This window comes from Yinghuangia soli (assembly GCF_021502675.1).
Classification (GTDB): domain Bacteria; phylum Actinomycetota; class Actinomycetes; order Streptomycetales; family Streptomycetaceae; genus Yinghuangia; species Yinghuangia soli.
Map to the genome: position 1 here is coordinate 164,397 of NZ_JAKFHA010000002.1, position 20,137 is coordinate 184,533.

The window sequence follows — 20,137 nt, forward strand, 5'->3', positions numbered from 1 at the left end:
CCGGCGGCGATCCGTCCGGGCCACCGGTGCGGTTTTGGCCCTTGCCGGGCGTGTTCGCCCCCTTGTTAGCCTGACGCCCTTCGACAGGCGCATTTGCCGTGGGCACGGGGGCGGACCATGACGACCGGCACGACGGAGTCCACCGGCCCGGGCGGCCTGCCTGAGGCCTCCCGGCCTGCTGCTCCGTCCGCGCCGGAAGCGCCCCCGCCCCGCGGATTCTGGCGCGACTTCTCGCTGCCCGCGGTGCTGGCCGGCCTGATCGCCGTCGTCGTCTCGTACTCCGGCCCCTTCGTGATCATCCTCACCGCCGCCGCCGCGGGCGGGCTGACCGAGGCGCAGACCGGTTCGTGGGTGTGGGCGATATCCATCGGCAGCGGCGCGACCTGCCTCGGGCTGAGCCTGCTGACCCGGATGCCGGTGATCACCGCCTGGTCCACGCCCGGGGCCGCGCTGCTGGTCACCAGCCTCGCGGACTACCCGTACCGGGAGGCGGTCGGCGCCTTCCTGGTCACCGGCGTGCTGATCACCGTGATCGGCGTCTCGGGGGTCTTCGGGTGGCTGACCCGCCAGGTCCCCGCGGCGGTGGTGTCGGCGATGCTGGCCGGGATCCTCTTCGGGTTCGGCACCACCGTCTTCACCTCCCTCAAGGGCGCGCCGCTGATCGCCGGCACCGTCCTGGGCGCGTACCTGGTCGCCAAGCGCTGGACGCCGCGCTACGCGGTGCCGGTCGCGCTGCTCCTGGGCCTGGCCGCGGCGGCCGCCGACTCGCGGCTGCACGTGACCGTGGAGCGCTTCGAGCTGGCCCGCCCCGAGCTGACCTCCCCGGCGTTCTCGCTCACCGCGACCATCGGCATCGCGGTACCGCTGCTGCTGGCCACCCTGGCCTCGCAGAACGCCCCGGGCATGGCGGTGCTCGCCGCCTCCGGCTACCGCGCCGACGACCGCCTCCTCATCGGCTCCACCGGACTGGTCTCCACGGTCCTCGCGCCGTTCGGCTCGCACGCGGTCAACCTGGCCGCCATCACCGCGGCGATCTGCACCGGCCCGGAGGCGCACCCGGATCCGCGGCGCCGCTACATCGCGGGCGTCTCGGCGGGCTTCTTCTACCTGCTGATCGGCACACTCGGCTCGACCGTCGTGGTGCTGTTCGCCGGCCTGCCCAAGGAACTCGTGGCCGCGGTCGCGGGAGTGGCCCTCTTCGGCGCCCTGCTCGGCGGCCTGGCCGGCGCGATGGCGGACGAGAAGGACCGCGAGCCGGCCCTGGTCACCTTCCTCGCCACCGCGTCGGGCATGACCCTCTTCGGCATCGGATCCGCCTTCTGGGGCCTGGTCTTCGGCATGGCCGCCCACCTGATCCTGTCCACCTCCCCGCTCGCCGCGCTGCGGGCCCGGCGCGCGGCGAAACCGGCCGGGGCTCCGGCGGACGAGGGCGACGCGTAGTCACGACGGGCCAGTCGGCGCCCTCCGAGTGGGCCATCGGGGATGGTGCACTCGGAGGGTGGGGTGTCTCGATACGGAAACAGAGTCGAGATCAGCCGTCCGGGCTACCCGTTGCGTGGTGTGCGGGCCGGGCGAGCGGGCTAGGCTTCATGGCGAACTGCCATACGGCACATTGCCGTACGTTTGATCGATTCGGTCTGATCGACTGCATGTGCCGACCACCAAGGAAGCTGGGGAGCATCATGCCGGAGAGTCCTGATCCACTGGTCGCCTGGCGACGTCTGCGGATCGAACTTCGGCGGCTACGCGAGCACAAGGGCGATACGCAGCAGCAGGTCGCGGATGCGATGGACTGGTCGCTGTCCAAGCTGATCCGCATCGAGACCGGCCGTATCCGCATCTCCACCAACGATCTTCGCGTGCTGACGAGTTACTACGGCGTCGAGGGCGACGCGCGCGAGGAGCTCATCGAGCTGTCGCGCGACTCGCGCCGCCAGCCGTGGTGGGAGCCCTTCCGCGAGTACATCTCGCCGGAGTACGCGACGTTCGTGGCCTGCGAGACGGACGCCTCGGAGATCCGCAACTTCGAGCCGAACGTCGTCCCCGGCCTGCTGCAGACCCCGGCGTACGTGGCCGCTGTGATGGGCAACGCCCCCCAGGACCGGTTCGTTGCCCAGAAGAAGGCCGAACTGCGTTTGCGCAGGCAGCAGTTGCTTGAGCGGCACGATATGCCCAAAGTGCGGTTCATCATCGACGAGTCGGTGGTCCGCCGGGTGGCCGGCGGCCGGGACGTCATGCGCGAGCAGCTGCGGCATCTGCGGGCCATGGCCGGGCACCCCGATGTGACGTTGCTGGTGGCCCCGTTCGCCATCGGGCTCTACCGGCTGCACCGCCGCGGGTACGTCGTCTTCCGGTTCGCCGACGAGTCGCCGATGATCCTCTACCTGGCCGGCGGCGAGGGCGAGATGCTGACCTCCGACGTACGCGACGAGCGCCCGGTCATCTACCTGGAGGCCTTCGACGAGTTGGCCGGCAAGCTGTCCGAGGAAGAGTCGCTGAAGATCATCGACGACGCCCTCCAGCAGCTCGGCTGACCCGGCCGGCCGACTGGCGATCTTCCTTGGCGGCCAAGGGATTTCCCTGCATTTCCTGCGCATGCCTGTGCAGCTCTTGTCACCGGTTGGTCCATACGGTTCCATGATGGGCAGGCAATGTGCCACATGGCAGACAGGTCATATGGCATACCGACCTGAGGCGTTCAGCCACGTGGTCGGCGCGGGATCCCGAGGGAGGTGGGGGACGTGCATTCGACCGGAGAACTGCGGTCGGCAGCGGGGGTGTGCACGTCCCCCGGCCCCTCAGTGCAGCGCGGAACGGGCCATGGCGGCTCCGAGTTCGCGCCACGCAGCGGTGGCGAACCTCAGTTCGCCGTGATCCGCGCGCCGCGAGTCGCGGACCCGGACCGGTGCGGCGAGGAGCACCTCGACGCACTGGTCGTCGTCGTCGCTGTACGAGCTCGTACGCCACGTTCCCTCGGTCTTGCTCGGCTCGGCCACGCCTCGTCTCCCTCACCCATGGACATGAGAAGTCGCCGCAGCGGGGTTCGTGGCATCGTCGGCACGGGTTCCGCAACGGATGACGGCAAAAGCCGTCGTAGGGAGGAGGATTCCCACAATCCGCTGCGGATTCCACACTGCCGGACCGACCAACGCCTCCCCCCAAGGCGCCTGCACACACGACAAGGGGCGAAGCGCCGACTAGGCCTCGGTGCCCCGCCCCTACCGCCGAACCACCTGGAGCGGCCGACGCCACACCCGGAGATCCGAGACAGGTTTCCAGGCTATCGAAGGCTGCGACCGCTGATAAGGGTCCGCTCGGAGTCGGCCGAAAGCGCTTGCGCGCCAAGGCGGTTCCGGACGGCCCCGACCCTCCCGCCCGCGTCGGCGCGGCCGTCGGGGCGGGGCAGCACCGAGCCCTGGGAGTCCCTGTGTTCACGGAAAGATCGATCCGGGTTCCGCACGGATCAACTGTCACTGTCCATACGCCCCACGAGCCGGGCTGGATGTGGCCCGGCGTGCTGGCCGCCGTTCTCGTTCTCGCCGCGGTGGGCGCGGTACGGGGCGACGGCGGCGACAAGCAGCCCGCCACCCCGCGCATCGCGCCGATAGCGCAGCAGGGCGGCAGCGTCCTGTTGGCCGAACCGGCGCAGGGCGCGGCCAAACTGGCCGATCTGCCGTACGGAATGAAGGTCGAGGTGCTGTGCCACACCAGGGGACCCGAGACCTCTGGATGGGGCGGCACCAGCAAGGTCTGGGACAAGGTCAAGGCCGGCGGAGCGACCGGCTTCGTCCCGGACGTGGCGGTCAACACCGTCGTGAACGTCGGCGAGATCGCCCCGCGCTGCTGACCGCGGCGCGGGTGCGGCGGCCGGCGGCAGGACCCCGGGCGACGGCCCGGAACCTGTCCCGCACCGCGCGGTCCGCGGTGCGGGGCCCGTCCCCGCGCAGGGGCCCTACGTAGCCGAAGGGCCCCTGCGCAGAGGGCTGTTCCGCGGCCGGCCGGTCAGGCGGGCCGCTTGCCGTGGTTGGCGCGGTTCTTGCGGCGGGTCTTCCGTTTCCTCGTCTTCTTGGACACGGTTTCTCCCCTCGACGGTCCGGGAGCGTTACCCCCGGTCAATCTGCTTTACCCGCAAGGGACTTCCCGTGTCCATCCGGATCATGGCGAACGGCCGCCGGGCGTCCGGCGTCAGCCCGCGGTGCCGTGCCGGAGCAGCTTGCCGGAGTGCACGCCGAGTTCCTTGTCGTCCTCGACCGTGACCTGGCCGTTGACCAGGATGTAGCGGTAGCCGCTGGCGTCGATGACGGTCCGCAGCTGCTCGGCGGGCAGGTCGTGCTTGAACTCCGGGTCGCCGTAGCCGAGCCGGTCGTAGTCGTACACGATGATGTCCGCCGCGGCGCCCTCGCGCAGGATGCCGCGGTCGGCGAACCCGGCGGCGTGCGCGGGCAGCGCGGACAGGCGCCAGTGCGCCCGCTCGAGCGAGGTCCAGCCGTGCCTGCGCACGTACTCGACGATGTACTCGGTGCCGTACATGCCCGCGCTGAGGGTCTTGAGGTGCGCGCCGCCGTCCGACAGGCCGGGGATCAGGTACTCGTAGTCGACGAGTTCCTTGAGGCCTTCGAGCGAGGCATTGAACTGGCCGGTGTGCACCTCGGTGAGCAGGCCGTCCGCGATCGTCACGTCGCACAGCACGTCGATCGGGTGCCGCCCGAGCTTCTCGCCGATCTCCTTGAAGCGCAGCCCTTCGAACTGCTTGTACTCCTCGGTGAACGTCTTGTGCAGCCGCATGTCCGGGTACGCGTGGTACACGAACGGGTCGAACTCCTTGAGCTCGGCCCGGATCTGCGGGTCGTTCAGGAGCGCGATCTTCTCCTCGACCGTCCCGGCCTCGAAGACGGTCGCGACCGGCGGCCGGACGCTGAGGCCGCCGTACAGCCAGCTGAACGGCACCGGCACGTCGGTGGTCATGGCCTGGCCGTAGATCGGCAGGCCCTTCTCCTGGCAGCGCTTGAGCCACTCGATCTTGCGCTGGTAGAGGCCGCCGCTGCGGGTGTTGGCGATGACCGCGTTCCAGATCAGCGGGCGGCCGCTGACCTCGACGAGGTTCTCGTACTCCTCCTCGCCGATCGAGGTGCCGGACAGCTGCATGAAGCCGCGGCCGAGCGCGGCGAGCGCCTCGGCCAGCGCGAGGCGGGTCTCCGGCCACATGACGTCGGTGGGCATCGGGGTGCCGTCGAAGTCGCCCTGCATCAGCCGGTCCTCGGGGTGCCCGGGACGGCCCAGGCACTGCGCGGACCAGCCGCCGGCGCCCGCCTCCAGCGCCTCGGTGAGGATGCGCGCGATCTCCGCGTTCTCCTCCTCGGTCGGCTTGTCCCCGGCCTTGGCGCGCTCCAGCCCCAGCACCCACACGAGCAGCGGGTTGAGCGGCACGTACGGCAGGACGTTGACCGCCTTGGGAGTGCGGTCGAGGCTGTCCAGGTACTCCGGGAAGGACACCCAGTCCCACGGCAGGCCCTGCCGCAGCGTCTCGGTGGGGATGTCCTCGACCGCGGTCATCGAGAGCATCGCGCGCTCGCGCTCGTCGGGGCGCACCGGGGCGAAGCCGAAGCCGCAGTTGCCGGTGACCACCGAGGTGACGCCGTGCCAGCCCGAGGTCGTGACGTACGGGTCCCAGAAGACCTGGGCGTCGTAGTGCGTGTGCAGGTCGATGAAGCCGGGCGCGACGATCAGCCCGCGCGCGTCGATGACCCGCTCGCCTTCGTCGGCGGCGATGCGGCCGATCTTGGCGATGCGGTCGCCGGCGACCCCGATGTCGCCGCGGAAGCGCGGGTTGCCGGATCCGTCGACGACGATGCCGTCCTTGATGACGATGTCGTAAGTGGCCATGCCGGGGAACCTCCTCGTATTAAAGAAGGTTTTTAATACGGCGGACCGCCAAGGTCAAGGCATGCGCCGGGCCTCGCTATCCTCCGGACATGCCCCGCGACTCCGGACCGACGCGCCGGCTGCTCATCGACGCAGCCGAGCAGCTCTTCGTCGAGAAGGGGCTCGACGTCCCGCTCGGCGAGATCACCAAGGCCGCGGGCCAGCGCAACACCGGTGCCGTGCACTACCACTTCGGCGGCCGCGACGGCCTGCTGCGGGCGATCCTGGACCGGCACGTCCCCGTCATGGCGGCCCGCCGCGGGGCACTGCTCACCGAGGCCCTGGCCACCCCCGCCGACCCGGTCGGCTACGCCCGCGCCCTCGTCCTCCCGGTCACCGACCTGCTCTACGGCCCCCCGGCGGACCGCGCGTACCTGCAGATCTCGGTACGCCTGATCGGCGACCCCACGTCCAGCGTCGCCGCGTACCTGGGCGGCGACGACGTCCTTGCCGTGGTCGACGCCGCCATCACCGCGCTGCGGCCCCCGGACGCCGAGGCCTTCCGCGAGCGCGTCTTCCTGGCCGTCCAGATGGTCGGCCTGCTCAGCGCCCAGCGCGCCGCCCGCGGCGACGCGGCTCCGCGCCCCGACGCGATCGTCCGCACCGGCGAGTTGACCCGCCCCGAATACGAGGCCCACCTCGTCGCGATCCTCACCGGAGCGCTGTCCGTCGCCTGAGCGGGGCAACACCCTGACCGTGCAGATCGGCCCCCGATTCCTGCACGCGTTGCACATGATCTCTGCGCGCTGTGCGGACCCAAGTGGTGCCGATTCCCGGCAGAGTGGCCAGCACGCCAAGGACCGCGATGTCGGGGGCCTGGTCGAGGACGGCAATTCTCATGGCCGAGCTTGGCGTACCGCGCTGTTCCCGCCCACCGGGAGCGGCGTGCACGGGGGAGCAGGCTGCCCTGGCAGTGCGGCCACGGGGGAGCAGGCTGCCCGGGCAGGCTCGACGGCCGGCGCGGCGTCTGGATCACGCCGCGTCGGCTGCGGTGCGGGCCTGCCGAATATGGCCGAATGTCTACTTTCCGGCGGCCTCTTCCTCCAGCAGCATCGTCCGATGCCCGACGACGAGACCCCTGGTGGGAGACCGGTTCCCGCCGAGGTCAGCACCGACTGCGTGCCGCAGGCCGAACGGTGGAGCTGGTGGGGCGAGTTCTCCGGACGCGAGCTGATGGCGTCGACCATCAGCAGCCCGTACGCCGACCGCTTCCACGGCGCCATGCAGGCCATCGGCACGCCCGAAGCCCAGGCCGCGGCGGTCACCGTCTCGCCCCTCACCGCCCTGCGCACCGCGGCCCACATACGCCGCGACGACCCCGAGAACTACTACCTCGTACTCGTCCGCGACGGCCGCGTCCGCATCGAACAGGAGCGCGGCACCGCCTGCACCGAAGTCGGCGAGCTGGCCCTCTTCTCCACATCGCACCCACTGGCCTGCGAGTTCGTCGACCTGGGCCGGCACACCGAAATGACGCTGCTGCGCATGCCCCGCACCGACTTCCCCCTGCGCGGCGGCCGCGCCGACGGCCTCCTCGGCACCACCCTGGACACAAGCTCCGGAGCCGGCGCCCTCCTGGCCGGATACCTCGCAGACCTGCCCCACGCCGTCCGCACCTCAGGCCCCGCGGAAGCCGCCAAACTCGCCGCCATCGCCGCCGACTTGGCCGCCACCGCGATCGCCGTCCAGATCGACGCCGAGGACCGCCTGCCCCCGGAAAGCCGCAACGCCGCCCTCCTCGCCCGGATCCGCGCCTTCATCGACCTCCACCTGGCCGACCCGGACCTGGACCCCGCAGCGATCGCCGCGCACCACCACATCTCGGTACGCACCCTGCACAGCCTCTTCGCCGCCGAACCGGAGACCGTCGCCGCCTCGATCCGCAGCCGCCGCCTCCGCCGCTGCCACGCCGACCTCACGGACCCGGCATCCGGCCACCGCACCGTCGCCGCCATCGCCACCCGCTGGGGCTTCCGCCACCCCGGCGACTTCAGCCGCGCCTACCGCACCGCCTACGGCCACTCCCCCACCGAAACCCGCACCCGGGCCCGATCCGGCCGCCCCTGACGCAAACCCCGGGGCAAACCGTCCCGGAAAACGGAGAGGCCGGCTCTCCTCGCCGAAGAGCCGGCCGATCGCGGTGTCAGGCAGGTCGAACCCTCATACGACCTGCCAGGGGGAGTCGAACCCTCATACGACTCGTTCCGCGGTCCGTACCCCTGGCGCACCTCAGGGCAGAGCGCGCCAGGGGACGTTTTTGTGTCAGGCGGGGGTGCCCCCCGCCGTCTTGTCGCGCAGCCGGGACGCGGCCCGGGCGAGCGCTTCGATCTGCCCCCAGTCGCGCGCGGCGACGGAGGCGCCGGGGAGCATCCACGAGCCGCCCACGCACGCCACGTTGGGGAGTGCGAGGTAGGACGGGGCGCTCTCCGGGGTGATCCCGCCGGTGGGGCAGAAGCGCACGTCCGGCACCGGCGAGGCCAGCGACTTGAGGAACGGCGCTCCGCCCGCGGCTTCCGCCGGGAAGAACTTCATCTCGCGGATGCCCAGTTCGCGCAGCCGCAGGACCTCGGAGACGGTGGAGGTGCCGGGCAGGAAGTCCAGTCCGGTCTCCTGCAGGGCGCCGACCAGCGACTCGGTGGTGCCCGGGGTGACCAGGAAGGTCGCGCCTGCGGCGGCGGCCGCCTTGGCCTGCTCGGGGGTGAGGACGGTGCCGGCGCCGACCCGGGCGCCTTCGACCTCGGCGGCGATGCGCTCGATGGCGCCGAGGGCGGCCTCGGTGCGCAGCGTCACCTCGACGGCGGGCAGGCCGCCTGCGACGAGGGCGCGGGCCAGCGGGACGGCGGCCTCGACGTCGTCCAGGACGACGACGGGGACCACGGGTGCGAGGTCGAGCGGGGAGGTCATGCGGGCACCGCCTCACGGGTGTCGCTGTGCGATTCGAGCCACGCGCGCGCACCCAGCAGGGCCGGGTACGGCGCGGTCACCAGGACCGTGGAGATGCGGTGCAGGTAGGCGGCCATGGTCGGGTTGGTCTCGAAGCCCTCGCGGAATTCGCTCTTGACCAGGAGTTCGGCGATGCGCGGCAGGACGCCGCCGGCCAGGAACACGCCGCCGCGGGCGCCGAGCGTCAGCGCGACGCCGCCGGCGAAGGTGCCCAGGAGGCGGCAGAACGCCTCGATGGTCGAGGAGCACAGGTGGTCGGTGCCGGCCAGCGCGCGGGCCGAGATGTCGGCGGGCGAGAGGGCTTCGGCGTGTTCGCCCTGCGAGCGGGCGACATAGCGGTAGAGGCGCGTCAGGCCGGGGCCGGACAGGATGTGCTCGGCGGTGACCATGCCCAGGCCGCCGCGCTCGCCGCGCAGGACGTCGATCGCCTCGGCGTCCTCGCCGTGGCCCGGGCGCAGCAGCATGTGGCCGCCCTCGCCGGGCAGCGGCACGTAGCCGCCGCCGGGGATCGGGACCAGTCCGGCCACGCCGAGTCCGGTGCCCGGGCCGAGGACGGCCATCGGGAGGGACGTGTCGGGTCGGCGGTCGCCGATGACCAGCAGGTCGTCGTCGCGCAGGTGCGGCAGCGAGAGCGCGAGCGCCTCGAAGTCGTTGATCAGGTGCAGCGCTTCGACGCCGAGGCGGCTGCGCGTCTCGGAGATGGACAGGGCCCAGGTGCCGTTGGTGAAGCGGAAGCGGTCACCGGTGACGGGACCCGCGACCGCCGCGCACATGGCGCTCGGGCGGCCGTCCACGCCGACCGCGGACAGGTACTGCCCGACGGCCGACTCCAGGTCGGGGTGCTCGGCGGCGCGCAGCACGAGGATGCGCTCGGCACGGCCGCCGGGGCGGGTGATCAGGCCGAAGCGGGCGTTGGTGCCGCCGATGTCGGCGACCAGCCAGGGGCGTTCGGCGGAGGGCAGCGGGATCTCGCGGCTCACGGCGCGCCTCCCGCCACGTGGTCGAGCGGGCTGCCGAGCGTGCCGGCGCCCAGGTCGGCGGGGCCGACGCCGGCGCGCAGCGCGGTGAACAGCTCGCGTCCGGTGCCCACCCACTCGGTGTCGGACGGGGCCGCACCGGTGGCCGGGCGGGCCGCGAACTCGGCCTCCGGGACGTCGATGCGGAGCGTGCCGGCGACCGCGTCCAAGGTCACCACGTCGCCGTCCCGCACCCGGGCGAGCGGACCGCCGGCGGCCGCTTCGGGGGTGCAGTGGATGGCGGCGGGGATCTTGCCGGACGCACCGGACAGGCGGCCGTCGGTGACCAGCGCGACCGCGTGGCCGCGGTCCTGCAGGACGCCGAGCGCCGGGATGAGCTTGTGCAGTTCGGGCATGCCGTTGGCGCGCGGGCCCTGGTAGCGCAGCACCGCGACGACGTCGCGGTCCAGCTCGCCGGCCTCGAAGGCGGCGGTGAACTCGGCCTGGCCGTCGAAGACCCGGGCAGGCGCGCTGACGATGTGGTGCTCGGCGGCGACCGCGGAGACCTTCACCACGGAACGGCCCAGGTCGCCGTCCAGCATGCGCAGGCCGCCGTCGGGCGCGAACGGGTCGTCGTACGGGCGCAGCACGTCCGTGTCCAGGCTCTTCGCCGGGCCGTCGCGCCAGGCCAGCTTGCCGTCCTCGAGGTACGGCTCCTGGCGGTAGCGGTCCAGGCCGGGGCCCGCGACCGTCTTGACGTCCGCGTGCAGCAGCCCGCCGTCGAGCAGCGTGCCGATCAGGAACGCGGTGCCGCCCGCGGCGTGGAAGTGGTTGATGTCCGCCGGTCCGTTCGGGTACATCCGGGCCAGCAGCGGGACCACCGTGGACAGTTCGGCGAAGTCGTCCCAGGTGAGCTGGATGCCCGCGGCCGCGGCGATGGCCACCAAGTGCAGCGTCAGGTTGGTCGAGCCGCCCGTGGCGAGCAGCGCGACGACCGCATTGACCAGGGCCTTCTCGTCGACGACCTCGGCAATCGGGGTGTAGTCGCGCACCAGCGTCGCCGGGTCGCCGAGCGCGGTGGTCGCGGCGACGCGCGCACCTGCGGCGTCGGTCAGCGCGGCGCGCAGCGGCTGGTCGGGGTGCACGAAGCTGGCACCGGGGAGGTGCAGGCCGAGCACCTCCATGAGGAGCTGGTTGGTGTTCGCGGTGCCGTAGAAGGTGCAGGTGCCGATGCCGTGGTACGCCTTGGCCTCGGCATCCAGCAGCTCCTCGCGGGTGGCCTTGCCCTCGGCGAAGCGCTGGCGGACCCGCGCCTTCTCCTTGTTGGGGAGGCCGGAGGACATCGGACCGGCCGGCACGAACACGGTCGGCAGGTGCCCGAAGGACAGCGCGCCGATGACCAGGCCCGGCACGATCTTGTCGCACACGCCGAGCATCAGCGTGCCGTCGAACATGTCGTGCGCGAGGGCGACCGCCGCGGCCATGGCCACGACGTCGCGGGAGAAGAGGGAGAGCTCCATGCCCGCGCGGCCCTGCGTGATGCCGTCGCACATCGCGGGCACGCCGCCCGCAAACTGCGCGACGCCGCCGGCCGCGGCGACCGCGGCCTTGAGCTGCTCGGGGTAGTCGCGCAGCGGCTGGTGCGCGGAGAGCATGTCGTTGTAGGAGGAGACGATCGCCACGTTGGGGCGGACCGGGCCCTGGGCGCCGGTGCCGCGCAGCGTGAGCTTCTCCTCGGGGGAGCAGGCCGCGAAGCCGTGTGCGAAGTTGGCGCAGCCGAGCGCGGTCCGGGCCGGCCGCTGCGATGCGGCGGCGTTCACCCGCTCCAGGTACGCCGACCGTGCGGCGGCACTGCGGCGGGCTATGCGCTCCGTCACCGCGGCCACCGTCGGGTGGGTCGTCTGCTCGTTCACGTTCTCTGCCCCTCAGGAATCTTTCGAGGATCAAACTAGGCCTACTTTTGCTTCTTGGCAAGCAAAAGAATGACGCTCAGGCGTAGAAGACATGAACTTCGGTCTTTGACCGACCTAAAAGGGTCCTGCTTCACTGTCTGTATGGCCCGACGCGCAAACCCCCTGCCGCACAGCAGTGCCGGGGAAGTCCTGCAGCTTGTGCGGGACGGTGAGGCCGAGACGCGGGCCGATGTCGCCCGGCTGACCGGACTCTCCCGTTCCGCCGTTGCCGCGCGCGTCGACGACCTGGTGGACGCCGGGCTGCTCGTCGAACGCGCGGACCGCGCCTCCACCGGCGGCCGCCCCCCGATGCGCCTCGAACTCAACGCCGCGGGCGGCGTGGTGCTCGCCGCCTCGCTCGGCAGCAGCCGCGGCCAGCTCGCGGTCTGCGACCTCACCGGCCGGGTGCTGGCCACCCGCGAGACCGCGATGGCGGCGGGCAGCGGCCCCGAGGCGGTCCTGTCCCGGCTGCCCGACTGGTTCGACGCGCTGCTGGCGGAAGAGGGGTACGACCCCGGCACCGTGCGCGGCATCGGCGTCGCGGTGCCCGGCACCGTCGAGCTGGCCACCGGCCGCGCGGTCGGTCCGCCCACGCTGCCCGGCTGGGACGGCGTGGCCATCGCCCCGGCGCTGCAGCGGCGTTGGCCGGTCCCGGTCTACGTCGACAACGACGTGAACGTGATGGCGCTCGGCGAGTACCGCACCCGCGGCGACGCCGGCGACCTGGTCTTCGTGAAGGTCTCCACCGGCATCGGCGCGGGCATCGTGTCGGAGGGCAAGGTCTACCGCGGCGCGCTCGGCGCGGCCGGGGAGATCGGCCACATCCCGGTGGCCGGCGGCACCGGGACGCGCTGCTGGTGCGGCAACGTCGACTGCCTGGAGGTCCTGGCCAGCGGCCGGCACCTGGTCGAGACGCTCGCCGCGCACGGCGCCGCGGTCTCCGGCGTGCGGGACGTGGTGGCGCTGGCCGCCGCGGGGCACCCGGAGGCGGTCCGGCTGGTCCGCGAGTCCGGGCGGCTGCTCGGCGAGGTGCTGGCCAGCGTGGTGAACGTGCTGAACCCGGCGGTCGTGGTGCTCGGCGGCGACCTCGCGGACGCCGGCGACCCGCTGCTGGCCGGGGTGCGCGAGGTGGTCTACCGGCGCTCGACCGCGGTGGCCACCCGCGAGCTCAAGATCGTGGCGAGCCGGCTCGGCGAGGAGGCGGGCCTGGCCGGGTGCGCGGTCATGGCCCTGGACCGGATCCTGGCGCCCGAATCGGTGGACGCCACCCTGGCGCGGCACGCCGCGCAGCGTGCGGTGGACGACGCCGTACCCGCCTGATCTGCCGTACGCGTCCGCCCCGCCGCCCTGCTGCCCCGCTGCCGTTTCCGGCCGCGGGGCTCTTCTTTTCGGCCATTTCTTGCCGCGGGCCGGGTCGGCACGCCGAAAGTTGAGCGCTCAACGACTGGTGGAATGTTGAAGCATCAACTAATGTTGCAGCAGTCAGACCCGGACCCGCCGGGCCGTGCGCACCGAGGAGGAAGCCATGCCCGCCGTGACCGTCGAGAACCCGCTGACGCTGCCGCGCCTGCCCAAGCCCGAGGTGGGGAGCCTGCCGCGCAAGGTGGTCCAGGTGGCCACCGCGCCGAGCGGACTCGAAGGGGAGGGCTTCCCGGTGCGCCGCGCGTTCGCGGGCGTCGACCAGGCCCGTCTCGACCCGTTCATCATGATGGACCAGATGGGCGAGGTGGAGTACGCGCCGGGCGAGCCGAAGGGCACGCCGTGGCACCCGCACCGCGGTTTCGAGACGGTGACCTATCTGATCGACGGCACCTTCCGGCACCACGACTCGGCGGGCGGCGGCGGTCTCATCACCGATGGCGACACGCAGTGGATGACGGCGGGTTCCGGCCTGCTGCACATCGAGGCCCCGCCGGAGGAACTGGTGCTCAGCGGAGGCCTGTTCCACGGTATCCAGCTCTGGGTGAACCTGCCGTCCGCGAAGAAGATGAGCGACCCGCGCTACCAGGACATCCGGGCCGGCCAGGTCAAGCTGCTGGCGAGCGAGGACGGCGGTGCGCTGGTCCGGCTGATCGCCGGATCGGTGGCCGGATATGACGGTCCGGGCATCACGCACACGCCCATCACGCTGGTGCACGCGACGCTCACGCCCGGCGCGCGGCTCGAACTGCCGTGGCAGCCGGACTACAACGCCCTCGTCTACAGCCTCGCCGGCAGCGGCACCGCGGGGGCCGAGCAGCGCCCGCTGCGCCGCGGCCAGACGGCGGTGTTCGGGGACGGCGGCAGCATCGAGCTGCGCGCCGACGAGAAGCAGGACGGGAACACCCCGAACCTGGAGGTGATCATTCTCGGCGGCCTTCCGATCCGGGAGGAAATCGCCTGGTACGGGCCGTTCGTCATGAACACCCATGCCGAACTCGCCCAGGCGTTCGATGATTTCCGGTCCGGCCGGATGGGCAACATCCCTGCGGGTCACGCCTGACCCGGGGGAGCCGCCGTCACCGGCAGCCTGTCGCGAACGGGACTGCGGGCCTCGCGCCCGCAGTCCCGTTCGCGTATCTGACGATCCGTCAGGTGCTTTAGGCTGGCGGCTGCGGTGTGTTCCCGCACGCCGGTTCGGGTCATGGAATGCGCCGTCGTGTGCGCCCCTTGACGCTGCCGAGCGGGCTGGCCACACTGAGCAAGGTCAACTGGAACATACCGGTTTGTGGGCAAAATGCATCTCATTCCACGGGGGGATGAGAGCCGTACTACCGCGACGACCACCCGGGGGCGGAAGATGTCTCAGGAGAGGGCCGAGTCGCGATACGGGGCGGGAGGCGGTGGCTGAATGGCCGACACGCCGTGGCGGAAGAACATCCGCGAGAGCACCGTCAAGAACCGTGTGAACACGGTCAACTGGGCTGCCAAGAGGCTCGTCCACTCCGAGCTGCTGACCGCCGCGATCCTGGGCGCCGCGTGTATTGCCGCGGTGGTCCTTCATCTGCGCGGCCACGCCGCCAAGGGCGAATGGGTGGGCGTGGCGATCGCGCTGCCCTGGGTGCTGGCCGCGGTACGCCACCGCAAGATCTGCAAGCCCTGCCCGCACGGTGCGAAGGGCGGCGGGTGATGAGCGCCCCCGGCTCCGGCGGCAGGCCCAAACCGCGCCTCGGCGGCCTGGGCGGCCGCTTGGGCGGCAAACGCAAGCCCGCGGCCGCACCGGCCCCGCGTACCGGTTGGAAGCCCAAGGGGACGCCCCAGTCCGGCGGTTCGGCGGGCGGCGGCTCCGGAGGCCCGGCCGGGCCCCGGCGCGTCCCGCCGTCGCGCACCACGCCCGGACAAGGCGGCGGCCCCGCCCGGCGCCCGGGCGCCACCGGCGGCAAACCCGGCACCGGCGGCGGCAGCAGCGAACGCCGCAGGTCACCGCGCCAGTTCCTGCCCGGTGGAGCCCGCCGCGAGACCGATGCCGGCACGGATCCGCAGGACGGCGCGGACGGCGGCACCAACACCCGTCCCGGCACTCCCGCTTCCGGCGGAGGCGGCGGTGGCGGCTGGACCGGGCTCGGCTACACCGCGGTCGACTACTTCATGATGCTTCCCGGCTTCGCGGTCGCCTGGTACGGCGGTCAGTTGGTCCAGGAGTGCGCCGTCGAGGCGGGCGGCAAGGCCGCGTTCGCCCTGTGGTTCATGATCGGCTTCTGGGTCGTGCTGGCGACGGCCCGCTGGCCGTCGTTCCGCATGCTGCGCTGGGCCTGGGTCCTCGCGGGGGTCCTGGGCGCATTCGCGGTCCCCGGGTGATGAGCGGCGCGAGACCGTCGAATTCACCACCGAATTCACCGTCGTAGAAAGCACGCCACCCCGGCAGCCGGGGTAGGTCACCGCACACAGGGATCCACAGCGCTGGACCGGAGGGGAACCATGTACACGCCACTCGCCGCCCTCGTCGCCGCACCCGAGGACACCACGACGGTGGGTCAAGGGGTGACGATCGGGGTTCCGATCCTCATCATCTTCATCCTCTTCTACCTGGTGACCCACAAGGGTTACAAGATGGGCGGGCTGATCCTCGCCTTCGTGGCCGGGGTCATGCTGTCCGGCACCGCGGCGGCGGGTTCGCTGTCGCAACTGGTGGAATCCGTGGTCAACGCAGGGGTGAACGCCGTCACCGACGTCTTCCAGTGATCCGCTGATCCACGGTTCCGCCGGGTCGGCCAGGCCCGGCGGAACTCGGATGCGCGATCAGCCGGCGGACCGGCCGAGAGCGGCCGCCTTCCCGGGCCGCTCCATGTACATCTCGTCCGGTGCTGCGAAGCCGAACTGCGCGTACAGGCCGTGCGCGTCGGCGGTGTGCAGCATCCACTTGAAGGCGGCGCCGTCGCCTTGCTCGACCATGAGCCGCACCAGCTCCTTGCCGAGCCCGTGCCCGCGCGCCGAGGGCAGCACGAACACGTCGGCGAGGTAGGCCATCGACAGCCCGTCGGAGATCGCCCGGGCGAACCCGACCAGTGCTCCGTCGGCGGTCCGGTAGGCGCCCGCCACGCGCCACGAGATGTCCAACTGGCGTTCGAGATGCGCGCGTTCTCGCCAGGTGCTCCAGTAGGCGCCGGTGGAGAGGAACTCCCACACCGTGTCGCGGTCCACACGCGCCGGATCGTCGTCGACCTCGTACGCGCCCTGCTCGCCCACTGCGCTCCGCATCCTGCGAACCTACCCGGCCGCGCTCGCCGGGCGGCAACGGGTTTTCGATGTGAGGATCGGAGGAGCCGGGGGCGGGACCGAGGCCGCCGAGTGAGGAGCAGCGATGCCGTTCATCGGGCCGGCCGCGCCGGGCAGCGTGCACGTCATGACCTTCAACCTGCGCGGTCCCGAGGACGCCCCGCCGCACGGCTGGGCGGACCGCAGGCCGGTGGTGGAGGAGATCCTGCGTACCGAGCGGCCGACCGTGGTCGGCACCCAAGAAGGCAAGTGGCACCACATCCGCGATCTGGCGGAGGCGCTGCGGCCCGCGTACGACTGGATCGGACTGGGCCGTTCGGGTGGCAGCAAGTCCGAGTACACCGCGGTCTTCTACGACTACGAGCGCCTCGAAGTGCTCGCTTACGACCACCTGTGGCTGTCCAGCGTCCCCAAGCTGATCGGTTCGCGGACCTGGGGGAACATCCAGCACCCGCGCATGCTGACCTGGGCAGCCTTCCGGGACCGTGCCGACGGCCGCGAGTTCGCGGTGGTCAACACGCACTTCGACCACATGTCGCCGCTGGCCCGCTCGCGCAGTGCGCACCTGGTCCGGCGGCTGACCGCCCGCAAACTGCACCGGTCGCGCTGGCCGGTGCTGGTCACCGGGGACTTCAACGCGCCGGGGCCCGGGTCGCGCCCGTACGACGTGCTCACCGAAGACGGCCTGTTCCGCGATGCGTGGGGGACCGCGAAGGAGCGGGTGGGCGACGAGGTGCGGACCTTCCACGGGTACGCCGAGCCGGTGCCGGGCCGCCGGATCGACTGGATCCTGGCGGACCGGCACTGGACGGTCGAGCGCGCGGGGATCAACACCTTCACCGCGGGCGGCCGGTTCCCGTCGGACCACTGGCCGGTGCAGGCGCTGGTCGTACCGGGCTGAGCGGCCGCAGCCGCTTCGCAGGCCGAGCCGGTCCGGTCAGTCGGCGGGAGCGGCGTGGAACTCGTCGACGACCTCGATCCGCCCGACGATGTGCGCGTTGAACTCGCCGAGCTCCTCGGCGGGTACCCAGAGCTCCAGGATGGTCCGGCCGCCGGCCTGCCGGACCGGGTACCGGGCCAGGAAGTCCGTCTCGACCTCGAAGCGCGTGACGTAGCCCGCGCCACTGGCCGGGACGTTCCAGTCGCGCGCGATGCGGATCGCGTAGTCGCGGTTGAGGACCGGATAGAAGATCGGCTGGTCGGGCAGCCGGGGCGGCCACGCGCGCCAGCCGGACTCGGCGACCAGGGCCAGCTCGGCGGGGCCGGTCGGGCGCCAGAGCGTGGTGGTCGCCGGGGGCGGCGTGCGCGTGGACATCGGAACCTCCCTGTTCGGCGGTGCGGCACCGAGTGTGGCGGCCGTCCGGGCAGGGCGTCGACCGAATTCGGACGCCCGGGACGCCTGCCAGGGCCGCTGCCGGGACTCCTGTCAGGGCGACTGTCGGAGTGCCTGTCGGAACGGGCCTGTCACGGCTGTCAGGCCCGCTGTCAGGACGGCTGTCAGCGCGCTGTCAGGCCTCTGCCCGGCTGTCAGGACGTTGTCAGTGCGCGGTGAGTGGACCGTCAGCGCACTCCGCGAATGTCTCTCTCATGACGACGACCGCAGACACCACCGCCCCCGCCCCCGGCCCCCTCGCTTCCTTCCTCCGCTTCGTGCTCTGCGGCGGCGGCGTGACCGTCGCGGCCTCCTTCGTGCTCGCCCTGATGAGCGGCGCGATGCCCTTCTTCGCGGCGAACATCGTCGTCACGATCGTCTCGACCGTGGTGACCACCGAGCTGCACGCCCGGGTCTCGTTCCGCAGCGCGGAGCGCGGCTGGGGCGTGCACGTGAAGTCGGCCGGCACCGTTGCGGTCAGCTTCGCGTTCACCACCGCCGCGGTGATGGTGCTGCACCTGTTCGCGGCCGCCCCCGGCATGCTGACCGAGCAGGCCGTATACCTCGCCGCCTGCGGCCTGGCGGGGCTGGGCCGCTTCGTGGTCCTGCGGGTCATGGTGTTCGCGGCCAAGCCCGCCAAGTCCGCCGAGTCGGCGCAGTCCGCCACGCCGGCCGGGACCGCCGAGCTGCCGGTGGCCGCCGCCGCGGACATCACCCGCGGCACCGTCGCGATGGCGGCCTGACCGCCCCGTCCTGCGGCTGAGCGCCGCGGTCGTCGTCTGCCGCCCGGGTCCTCGGACCCGGGCGGCTTTGTCATGTCCGGGGGCCGGGCAGGATCCGGCACAGGGCGTCCAGCGCCGCCGGGTAGGCGTTCTCGCCCGGTGCCGCGTAGCCGACCACCAGGCCGTCGAAGGGCGGCACTTCCGCGTCCGGGTGCCGGTAGGAGGCGGTGCCGTCCAGGCCGATGCCGAGCGCCGCGGCCGCTTCGAGGGTGGCGGCCTCGGTCCCGTGCGGCAGTTCGAGCACCGCGTGCAGGCCCGCGGCGATGCCGGTCGGTGCGATGTGCGGGGCCTGTCCCGCGAGGGCCGCGACCAGGCGGTCGCGGCGGCTGCGGTAGCGCTGGCGCATCTTGCGGATGTGCCGGTCGTACGCGCCCGAGGCGATCAGGTCGGCCAGGGCGAGCTGACCGGTGACGCCGGCCCAGGCCTCGCGCAGGCCCTTGGCGGCCAGTACCGGGGCGATCAGGTGCTCCGGCAGCACCATCCAGCCGATCCGCAGCGCGGGGGACAGGCTCTTGCTGACCGAGCCGATGTACACGACGTGTTCGGGGTCGAGGCCCTGGAGCGCGCCGACGGGTTCCCGGTCGTAGCGGAACTCCCCGTCGTAGTCGTCCTCCAGGACCACCGTGCCGCGGCTCCGCGCCCAGTCGACCGCGCCCGCGCGGCGGGCCGGGTGCAGCGCGCCGCCCATCGGGAACTGGTGCGCGGGGGTCAGCAGGGCGGCGCGCAGCCCGCGGTGCCCGGCCAGTTCCCCGGTGCGGCAGCCGTCCGCGTCGATGCCGAGCGGCACGGTGCGCACGCCCGCGGCGGCCAGCAGGTCGCGGTGGAAGGGCAGCCCGTACGCCTCGACGCCGAGCGGCCCGGTCAGCACCCGGCCGCCGAAGAGCAGCCGCAGCGCGTGGGCGAAGCCCGAGCAGACCACGATGCGTCCGGGCGAGGTGCGGACGCCGCGCGACCGCGCCAGGTAGTCGGCGAGTGCCCGGCGCAGTTCGGGGCGGCCGCGCGGGTCGAGCGGGCCGAAGGCGTCGTGCGGTGCCGCGGCGACGGCCCGGCGTACCGAGGTGCTCCAGGCCGTGCGCGGGAACGCCGTTACGTCGGGCTGCCCTTGGCGCAGGTTGTGGCGCGGTGCGGCGGCGGCCGGGTCGTCGGGGACCGGCTCGGGAGTACGCGGCGGCTTGAGCGGCGCGGCCCGCTGCGCAACGCGGGTGCCGGAGCCCTGGCGGGCCGTCAGCCAGCCTTCCGCGACCAGCTCGGCGTACGCGTCGGCGACGGTGTTGCGGGCCACCCCGAGGTCGGCGGCCAGCGAGCGGTACGGCGGCAGCTTGGTGCCGGGCGCGAGGCGGCCGTCCTGCACGGCGGTACGCAGCGCGCGGGCCAGGGCGGCGCGGCGGCTGCCCGGTCCGGAGAGGTCCAGATGCAGGTCGAGGCCGATGCGCTCGGCCGAATCGACCCAGGATTCCGGCATCGAATTGCACCCCTCGCACGGTCGCTTGGCGATCGTAGGTTAGCCGCACGTCT

At 72.4% G+C, this 20,137-nt stretch carries 21 protein-coding genes; 12 read left to right on the forward strand and 9 right to left on the reverse strand.

Annotation, left to right across the window (positions count from 1 at the left end):
- The first annotated feature begins 117 nt into the window (after positions 1 to 117).
- On the forward strand, positions 118 to 1,440 hold the full coding sequence (locus tag LZ495_RS04875) for a benzoate/H(+) symporter BenE family transporter (protein WP_235050664.1): 1,323 nt from the start codon (positions 118 to 120) through the stop codon (positions 1,438 to 1,440).
- 242 nt (positions 1,441 to 1,682) lie between these two features.
- The gene (locus LZ495_RS04880; protein WP_235050665.1) at positions 1,683 to 2,534 is read left to right on the forward strand and encodes a helix-turn-helix domain-containing protein; all 852 of its coding nucleotides are present in this window, start codon (positions 1,683 to 1,685) and stop codon (positions 2,532 to 2,534) included.
- A 264-nt stretch (positions 2,535 to 2,798) separates the two neighbouring features.
- Here the strand turns inward: LZ495_RS04880 and LZ495_RS04885 are convergent, their stop codons facing one another.
- Complete coding sequence (locus LZ495_RS04885) at positions 2,799 to 2,996, reverse strand: DUF397 domain-containing protein (RefSeq protein ID WP_235050666.1); 198 nt, start codon at positions 2,994 to 2,996, stop codon at positions 2,799 to 2,801.
- A 518-nt stretch (positions 2,997 to 3,514) separates the two neighbouring features.
- On the opposite strand from LZ495_RS04885, the gene LZ495_RS04890 reads away from it, so the two are divergent.
- A complete protein-coding gene (locus LZ495_RS04890; protein WP_235050667.1) occupies positions 3,515 to 3,847 on the forward strand; it encodes a hypothetical protein in 333 nt (110 codons plus the stop codon).
- 155 nt (positions 3,848 to 4,002) lie between these two features.
- On the opposite strand, the gene LZ495_RS45210 is transcribed toward LZ495_RS04890, so the two are convergent.
- Together LZ495_RS45210 and LZ495_RS04895 are read right to left on the reverse strand one after the other, a co-directional pair.
- Entirely contained in the window at positions 4,003 to 4,074 is a 72-nt protein-coding gene (locus tag LZ495_RS45210) for a 50S ribosomal protein bL37 (protein WP_372498534.1), read from the reverse strand.
- Positions 4,075 to 4,185: 111 nt separating this feature from the next.
- Positions 4,186 to 5,883, reverse strand: coding sequence for an N-acyl-D-amino-acid deacylase family protein (locus LZ495_RS04895; RefSeq protein WP_235050668.1), 1,698 nt, complete (start codon positions 5,881 to 5,883; stop codon positions 4,186 to 4,188).
- A gap of 89 nt (positions 5,884 to 5,972) precedes the next feature.
- On the opposite strand from LZ495_RS04895, the gene LZ495_RS04900 reads away from it, so the two are divergent.
- Both LZ495_RS04900 and LZ495_RS04905 read left to right on the forward strand, forming a co-directional pair.
- Positions 5,973 to 6,599, forward strand: coding sequence for a TetR/AcrR family transcriptional regulator (locus LZ495_RS04900; protein ID WP_235050669.1), 627 nt, complete (start codon positions 5,973 to 5,975; stop codon positions 6,597 to 6,599).
- 382 nt (positions 6,600 to 6,981) lie between these two features.
- Complete coding sequence (locus LZ495_RS04905; protein WP_235050670.1) at positions 6,982 to 7,989, forward strand: helix-turn-helix domain-containing protein; 1,008 nt, start codon at positions 6,982 to 6,984, stop codon at positions 7,987 to 7,989.
- Positions 7,990 to 8,184: 195 nt separating this feature from the next.
- Here LZ495_RS04905 and eda read toward each other — a convergent pair whose 3' ends face one another.
- The 3 genes from eda to edd are packed head-to-tail and all read right to left on the reverse strand — an operon-like array spanning position 8,185 to position 11,734.
- Positions 8,185 to 8,826: a bifunctional 4-hydroxy-2-oxoglutarate aldolase/2-dehydro-3-deoxy-phosphogluconate aldolase gene (eda, locus tag LZ495_RS04910; RefSeq protein WP_235050671.1), complete on the reverse strand. Its 642-nt coding sequence runs from the start codon at positions 8,824 to 8,826 to the stop codon at positions 8,185 to 8,187.
- Positions 8,823 to 9,845: a glucokinase gene (gene glk, locus LZ495_RS04915; RefSeq protein WP_235050672.1), complete on the reverse strand. Its 1,023-nt coding sequence runs from the start codon at positions 9,843 to 9,845 to the stop codon at positions 8,823 to 8,825. The genes eda and glk overlap by 4 nt, the downstream gene beginning before the upstream one ends.
- On the reverse strand, positions 9,842 to 11,734 hold the full coding sequence (gene edd / locus LZ495_RS04920; protein WP_235050673.1) for a phosphogluconate dehydratase: 1,893 nt from the start codon (positions 11,732 to 11,734) through the stop codon (positions 9,842 to 9,844). Before edd ends, glk begins: the two co-directional genes overlap by 4 nt.
- 141 nt (positions 11,735 to 11,875) lie before the next feature.
- Between edd and LZ495_RS04925 the strand changes: the two genes are divergently transcribed.
- From LZ495_RS04925 to LZ495_RS04945, 5 genes are all read left to right on the forward strand, one after another.
- Complete coding sequence (locus tag LZ495_RS04925) at positions 11,876 to 13,093, forward strand: ROK family transcriptional regulator (protein ID WP_235050674.1); 1,218 nt, start codon at positions 11,876 to 11,878, stop codon at positions 13,091 to 13,093.
- A 205-nt stretch (positions 13,094 to 13,298) separates the two neighbouring features.
- Positions 13,299 to 14,255, forward strand: a complete 957-nt coding sequence (locus tag LZ495_RS04930) for a pirin family protein (RefSeq protein WP_235050675.1) — start codon at positions 13,299 to 13,301, stop codon at positions 14,253 to 14,255.
- Positions 14,256 to 14,603: 348 nt separating this feature from the next.
- Positions 14,604 to 14,882 carry a hypothetical protein gene (locus LZ495_RS04935; RefSeq protein ID WP_235050676.1) on the forward strand — a complete coding sequence of 93 codons (279 nt, stop codon included), beginning with the start codon at positions 14,604 to 14,606 and terminating at the stop codon, positions 14,880 to 14,882.
- On the forward strand, positions 14,882 to 15,550 hold the full coding sequence (locus tag LZ495_RS04940) for a hypothetical protein (RefSeq protein ID WP_235050677.1): 669 nt from the start codon (positions 14,882 to 14,884) through the stop codon (positions 15,548 to 15,550). Before LZ495_RS04935 ends, LZ495_RS04940 begins: the two co-directional genes overlap by 1 nt.
- A gap of 120 nt (positions 15,551 to 15,670) precedes the next feature.
- A complete protein-coding gene (locus LZ495_RS04945) occupies positions 15,671 to 15,934 on the forward strand; it encodes a hypothetical protein (protein WP_235050678.1) in 264 nt (87 codons plus the stop codon).
- A 57-nt stretch (positions 15,935 to 15,991) separates the two neighbouring features.
- On the opposite strand, the gene LZ495_RS04950 is transcribed toward LZ495_RS04945, so the two are convergent.
- Complete coding sequence (locus LZ495_RS04950; protein WP_235050679.1) at positions 15,992 to 16,450, reverse strand: GNAT family N-acetyltransferase; 459 nt, start codon at positions 16,448 to 16,450, stop codon at positions 15,992 to 15,994.
- A 103-nt stretch (positions 16,451 to 16,553) separates the two neighbouring features.
- Between LZ495_RS04950 and LZ495_RS04955 the strand changes: the two genes are divergently transcribed.
- Positions 16,554 to 17,369 (forward strand): endonuclease/exonuclease/phosphatase family protein, encoded by an 816-nt coding sequence (locus tag LZ495_RS04955; protein ID WP_235050680.1) that lies wholly within the window; start codon positions 16,554 to 16,556, stop codon positions 17,367 to 17,369.
- Positions 17,370 to 17,405: 36 nt separating this feature from the next.
- Here LZ495_RS04955 and LZ495_RS04960 read toward each other — a convergent pair whose 3' ends face one another.
- The gene (locus tag LZ495_RS04960) at positions 17,406 to 17,783 is read right to left on the reverse strand and encodes an ADP-ribosylation/crystallin J1 (RefSeq protein ID WP_235050681.1); all 378 of its coding nucleotides are present in this window, start codon (positions 17,781 to 17,783) and stop codon (positions 17,406 to 17,408) included.
- A gap of 272 nt (positions 17,784 to 18,055) precedes the next feature.
- Between LZ495_RS04960 and LZ495_RS04965 the strand changes: the two genes are divergently transcribed.
- Positions 18,056 to 18,583 carry a hypothetical protein gene (locus LZ495_RS04965; RefSeq protein WP_235050682.1) on the forward strand — a complete coding sequence of 176 codons (528 nt, stop codon included), beginning with the start codon at positions 18,056 to 18,058 and terminating at the stop codon, positions 18,581 to 18,583.
- A gap of 70 nt (positions 18,584 to 18,653) precedes the next feature.
- Here LZ495_RS04965 and pdxR read toward each other — a convergent pair whose 3' ends face one another.
- Positions 18,654 to 20,084, reverse strand: coding sequence for a MocR-like pyridoxine biosynthesis transcription factor PdxR (gene pdxR, locus LZ495_RS04970; protein WP_235050683.1), 1,431 nt, complete (start codon positions 20,082 to 20,084; stop codon positions 18,654 to 18,656).
- Positions 20,085 to 20,137 lie beyond the last annotated feature (53 nt).

Excerpts from the sequence above, each read along its gene's own strand:
- LZ495_RS04875 (WP_235050664.1), top strand. The coding sequence starts at position 118 with ATGACGACCGGCACGACGGAGTCCACCGGCCCGGGCGGCCTGCCTGAG.
- LZ495_RS04880 (WP_235050665.1), top strand. The coding sequence starts at position 1,683 with ATGCCGGAGAGTCCTGATCCACTGGTCGCCTGGCGACGTCTGCGGATC.
- LZ495_RS04895 (WP_235050668.1), bottom strand. The coding sequence starts at position 5,883 with ATGGCCACTTACGACATCGTCATCAAGGACGGCATCGTCGTCGACGGA.
- LZ495_RS04900 (WP_235050669.1), top strand. The coding sequence starts at position 5,973 with ATGCCCCGCGACTCCGGACCGACGCGCCGGCTGCTCATCGACGCAGCC.
- LZ495_RS04905 (WP_235050670.1), top strand. The coding sequence starts at position 6,982 with ATGCCCGACGACGAGACCCCTGGTGGGAGACCGGTTCCCGCCGAGGTC.
- eda (WP_235050671.1), bottom strand. The coding sequence starts at position 8,826 with ATGACCTCCCCGCTCGACCTCGCACCCGTGGTCCCCGTCGTCGTCCTG.
- LZ495_RS04925 (WP_235050674.1), top strand. The coding sequence starts at position 11,876 with ATGGCCCGACGCGCAAACCCCCTGCCGCACAGCAGTGCCGGGGAAGTC.
- LZ495_RS04930 (WP_235050675.1), top strand. The coding sequence starts at position 13,299 with ATGCCCGCCGTGACCGTCGAGAACCCGCTGACGCTGCCGCGCCTGCCC.
- LZ495_RS04935 (WP_235050676.1), top strand. The coding sequence starts at position 14,604 with ATGGCCGACACGCCGTGGCGGAAGAACATCCGCGAGAGCACCGTCAAG.
- LZ495_RS04940 (WP_235050677.1), top strand. The coding sequence starts at position 14,882 with ATGAGCGCCCCCGGCTCCGGCGGCAGGCCCAAACCGCGCCTCGGCGGC.
- LZ495_RS04945 (WP_235050678.1), top strand. The coding sequence starts at position 15,671 with ATGTACACGCCACTCGCCGCCCTCGTCGCCGCACCCGAGGACACCACG.
- LZ495_RS04950 (WP_235050679.1), bottom strand. The coding sequence starts at position 16,450 with ATGCGGAGCGCAGTGGGCGAGCAGGGCGCGTACGAGGTCGACGACGAT.
- LZ495_RS04955 (WP_235050680.1), top strand. The coding sequence starts at position 16,554 with ATGCCGTTCATCGGGCCGGCCGCGCCGGGCAGCGTGCACGTCATGACC.
- LZ495_RS04960 (WP_235050681.1), bottom strand. The coding sequence starts at position 17,783 with ATGTCCACGCGCACGCCGCCCCCGGCGACCACCACGCTCTGGCGCCCG.
- LZ495_RS04965 (WP_235050682.1), top strand. The coding sequence starts at position 18,056 with ATGACGACGACCGCAGACACCACCGCCCCCGCCCCCGGCCCCCTCGCT.
- pdxR (WP_235050683.1), bottom strand. The coding sequence starts at position 20,084 with ATGCCGGAATCCTGGGTCGATTCGGCCGAGCGCATCGGCCTCGACCTG.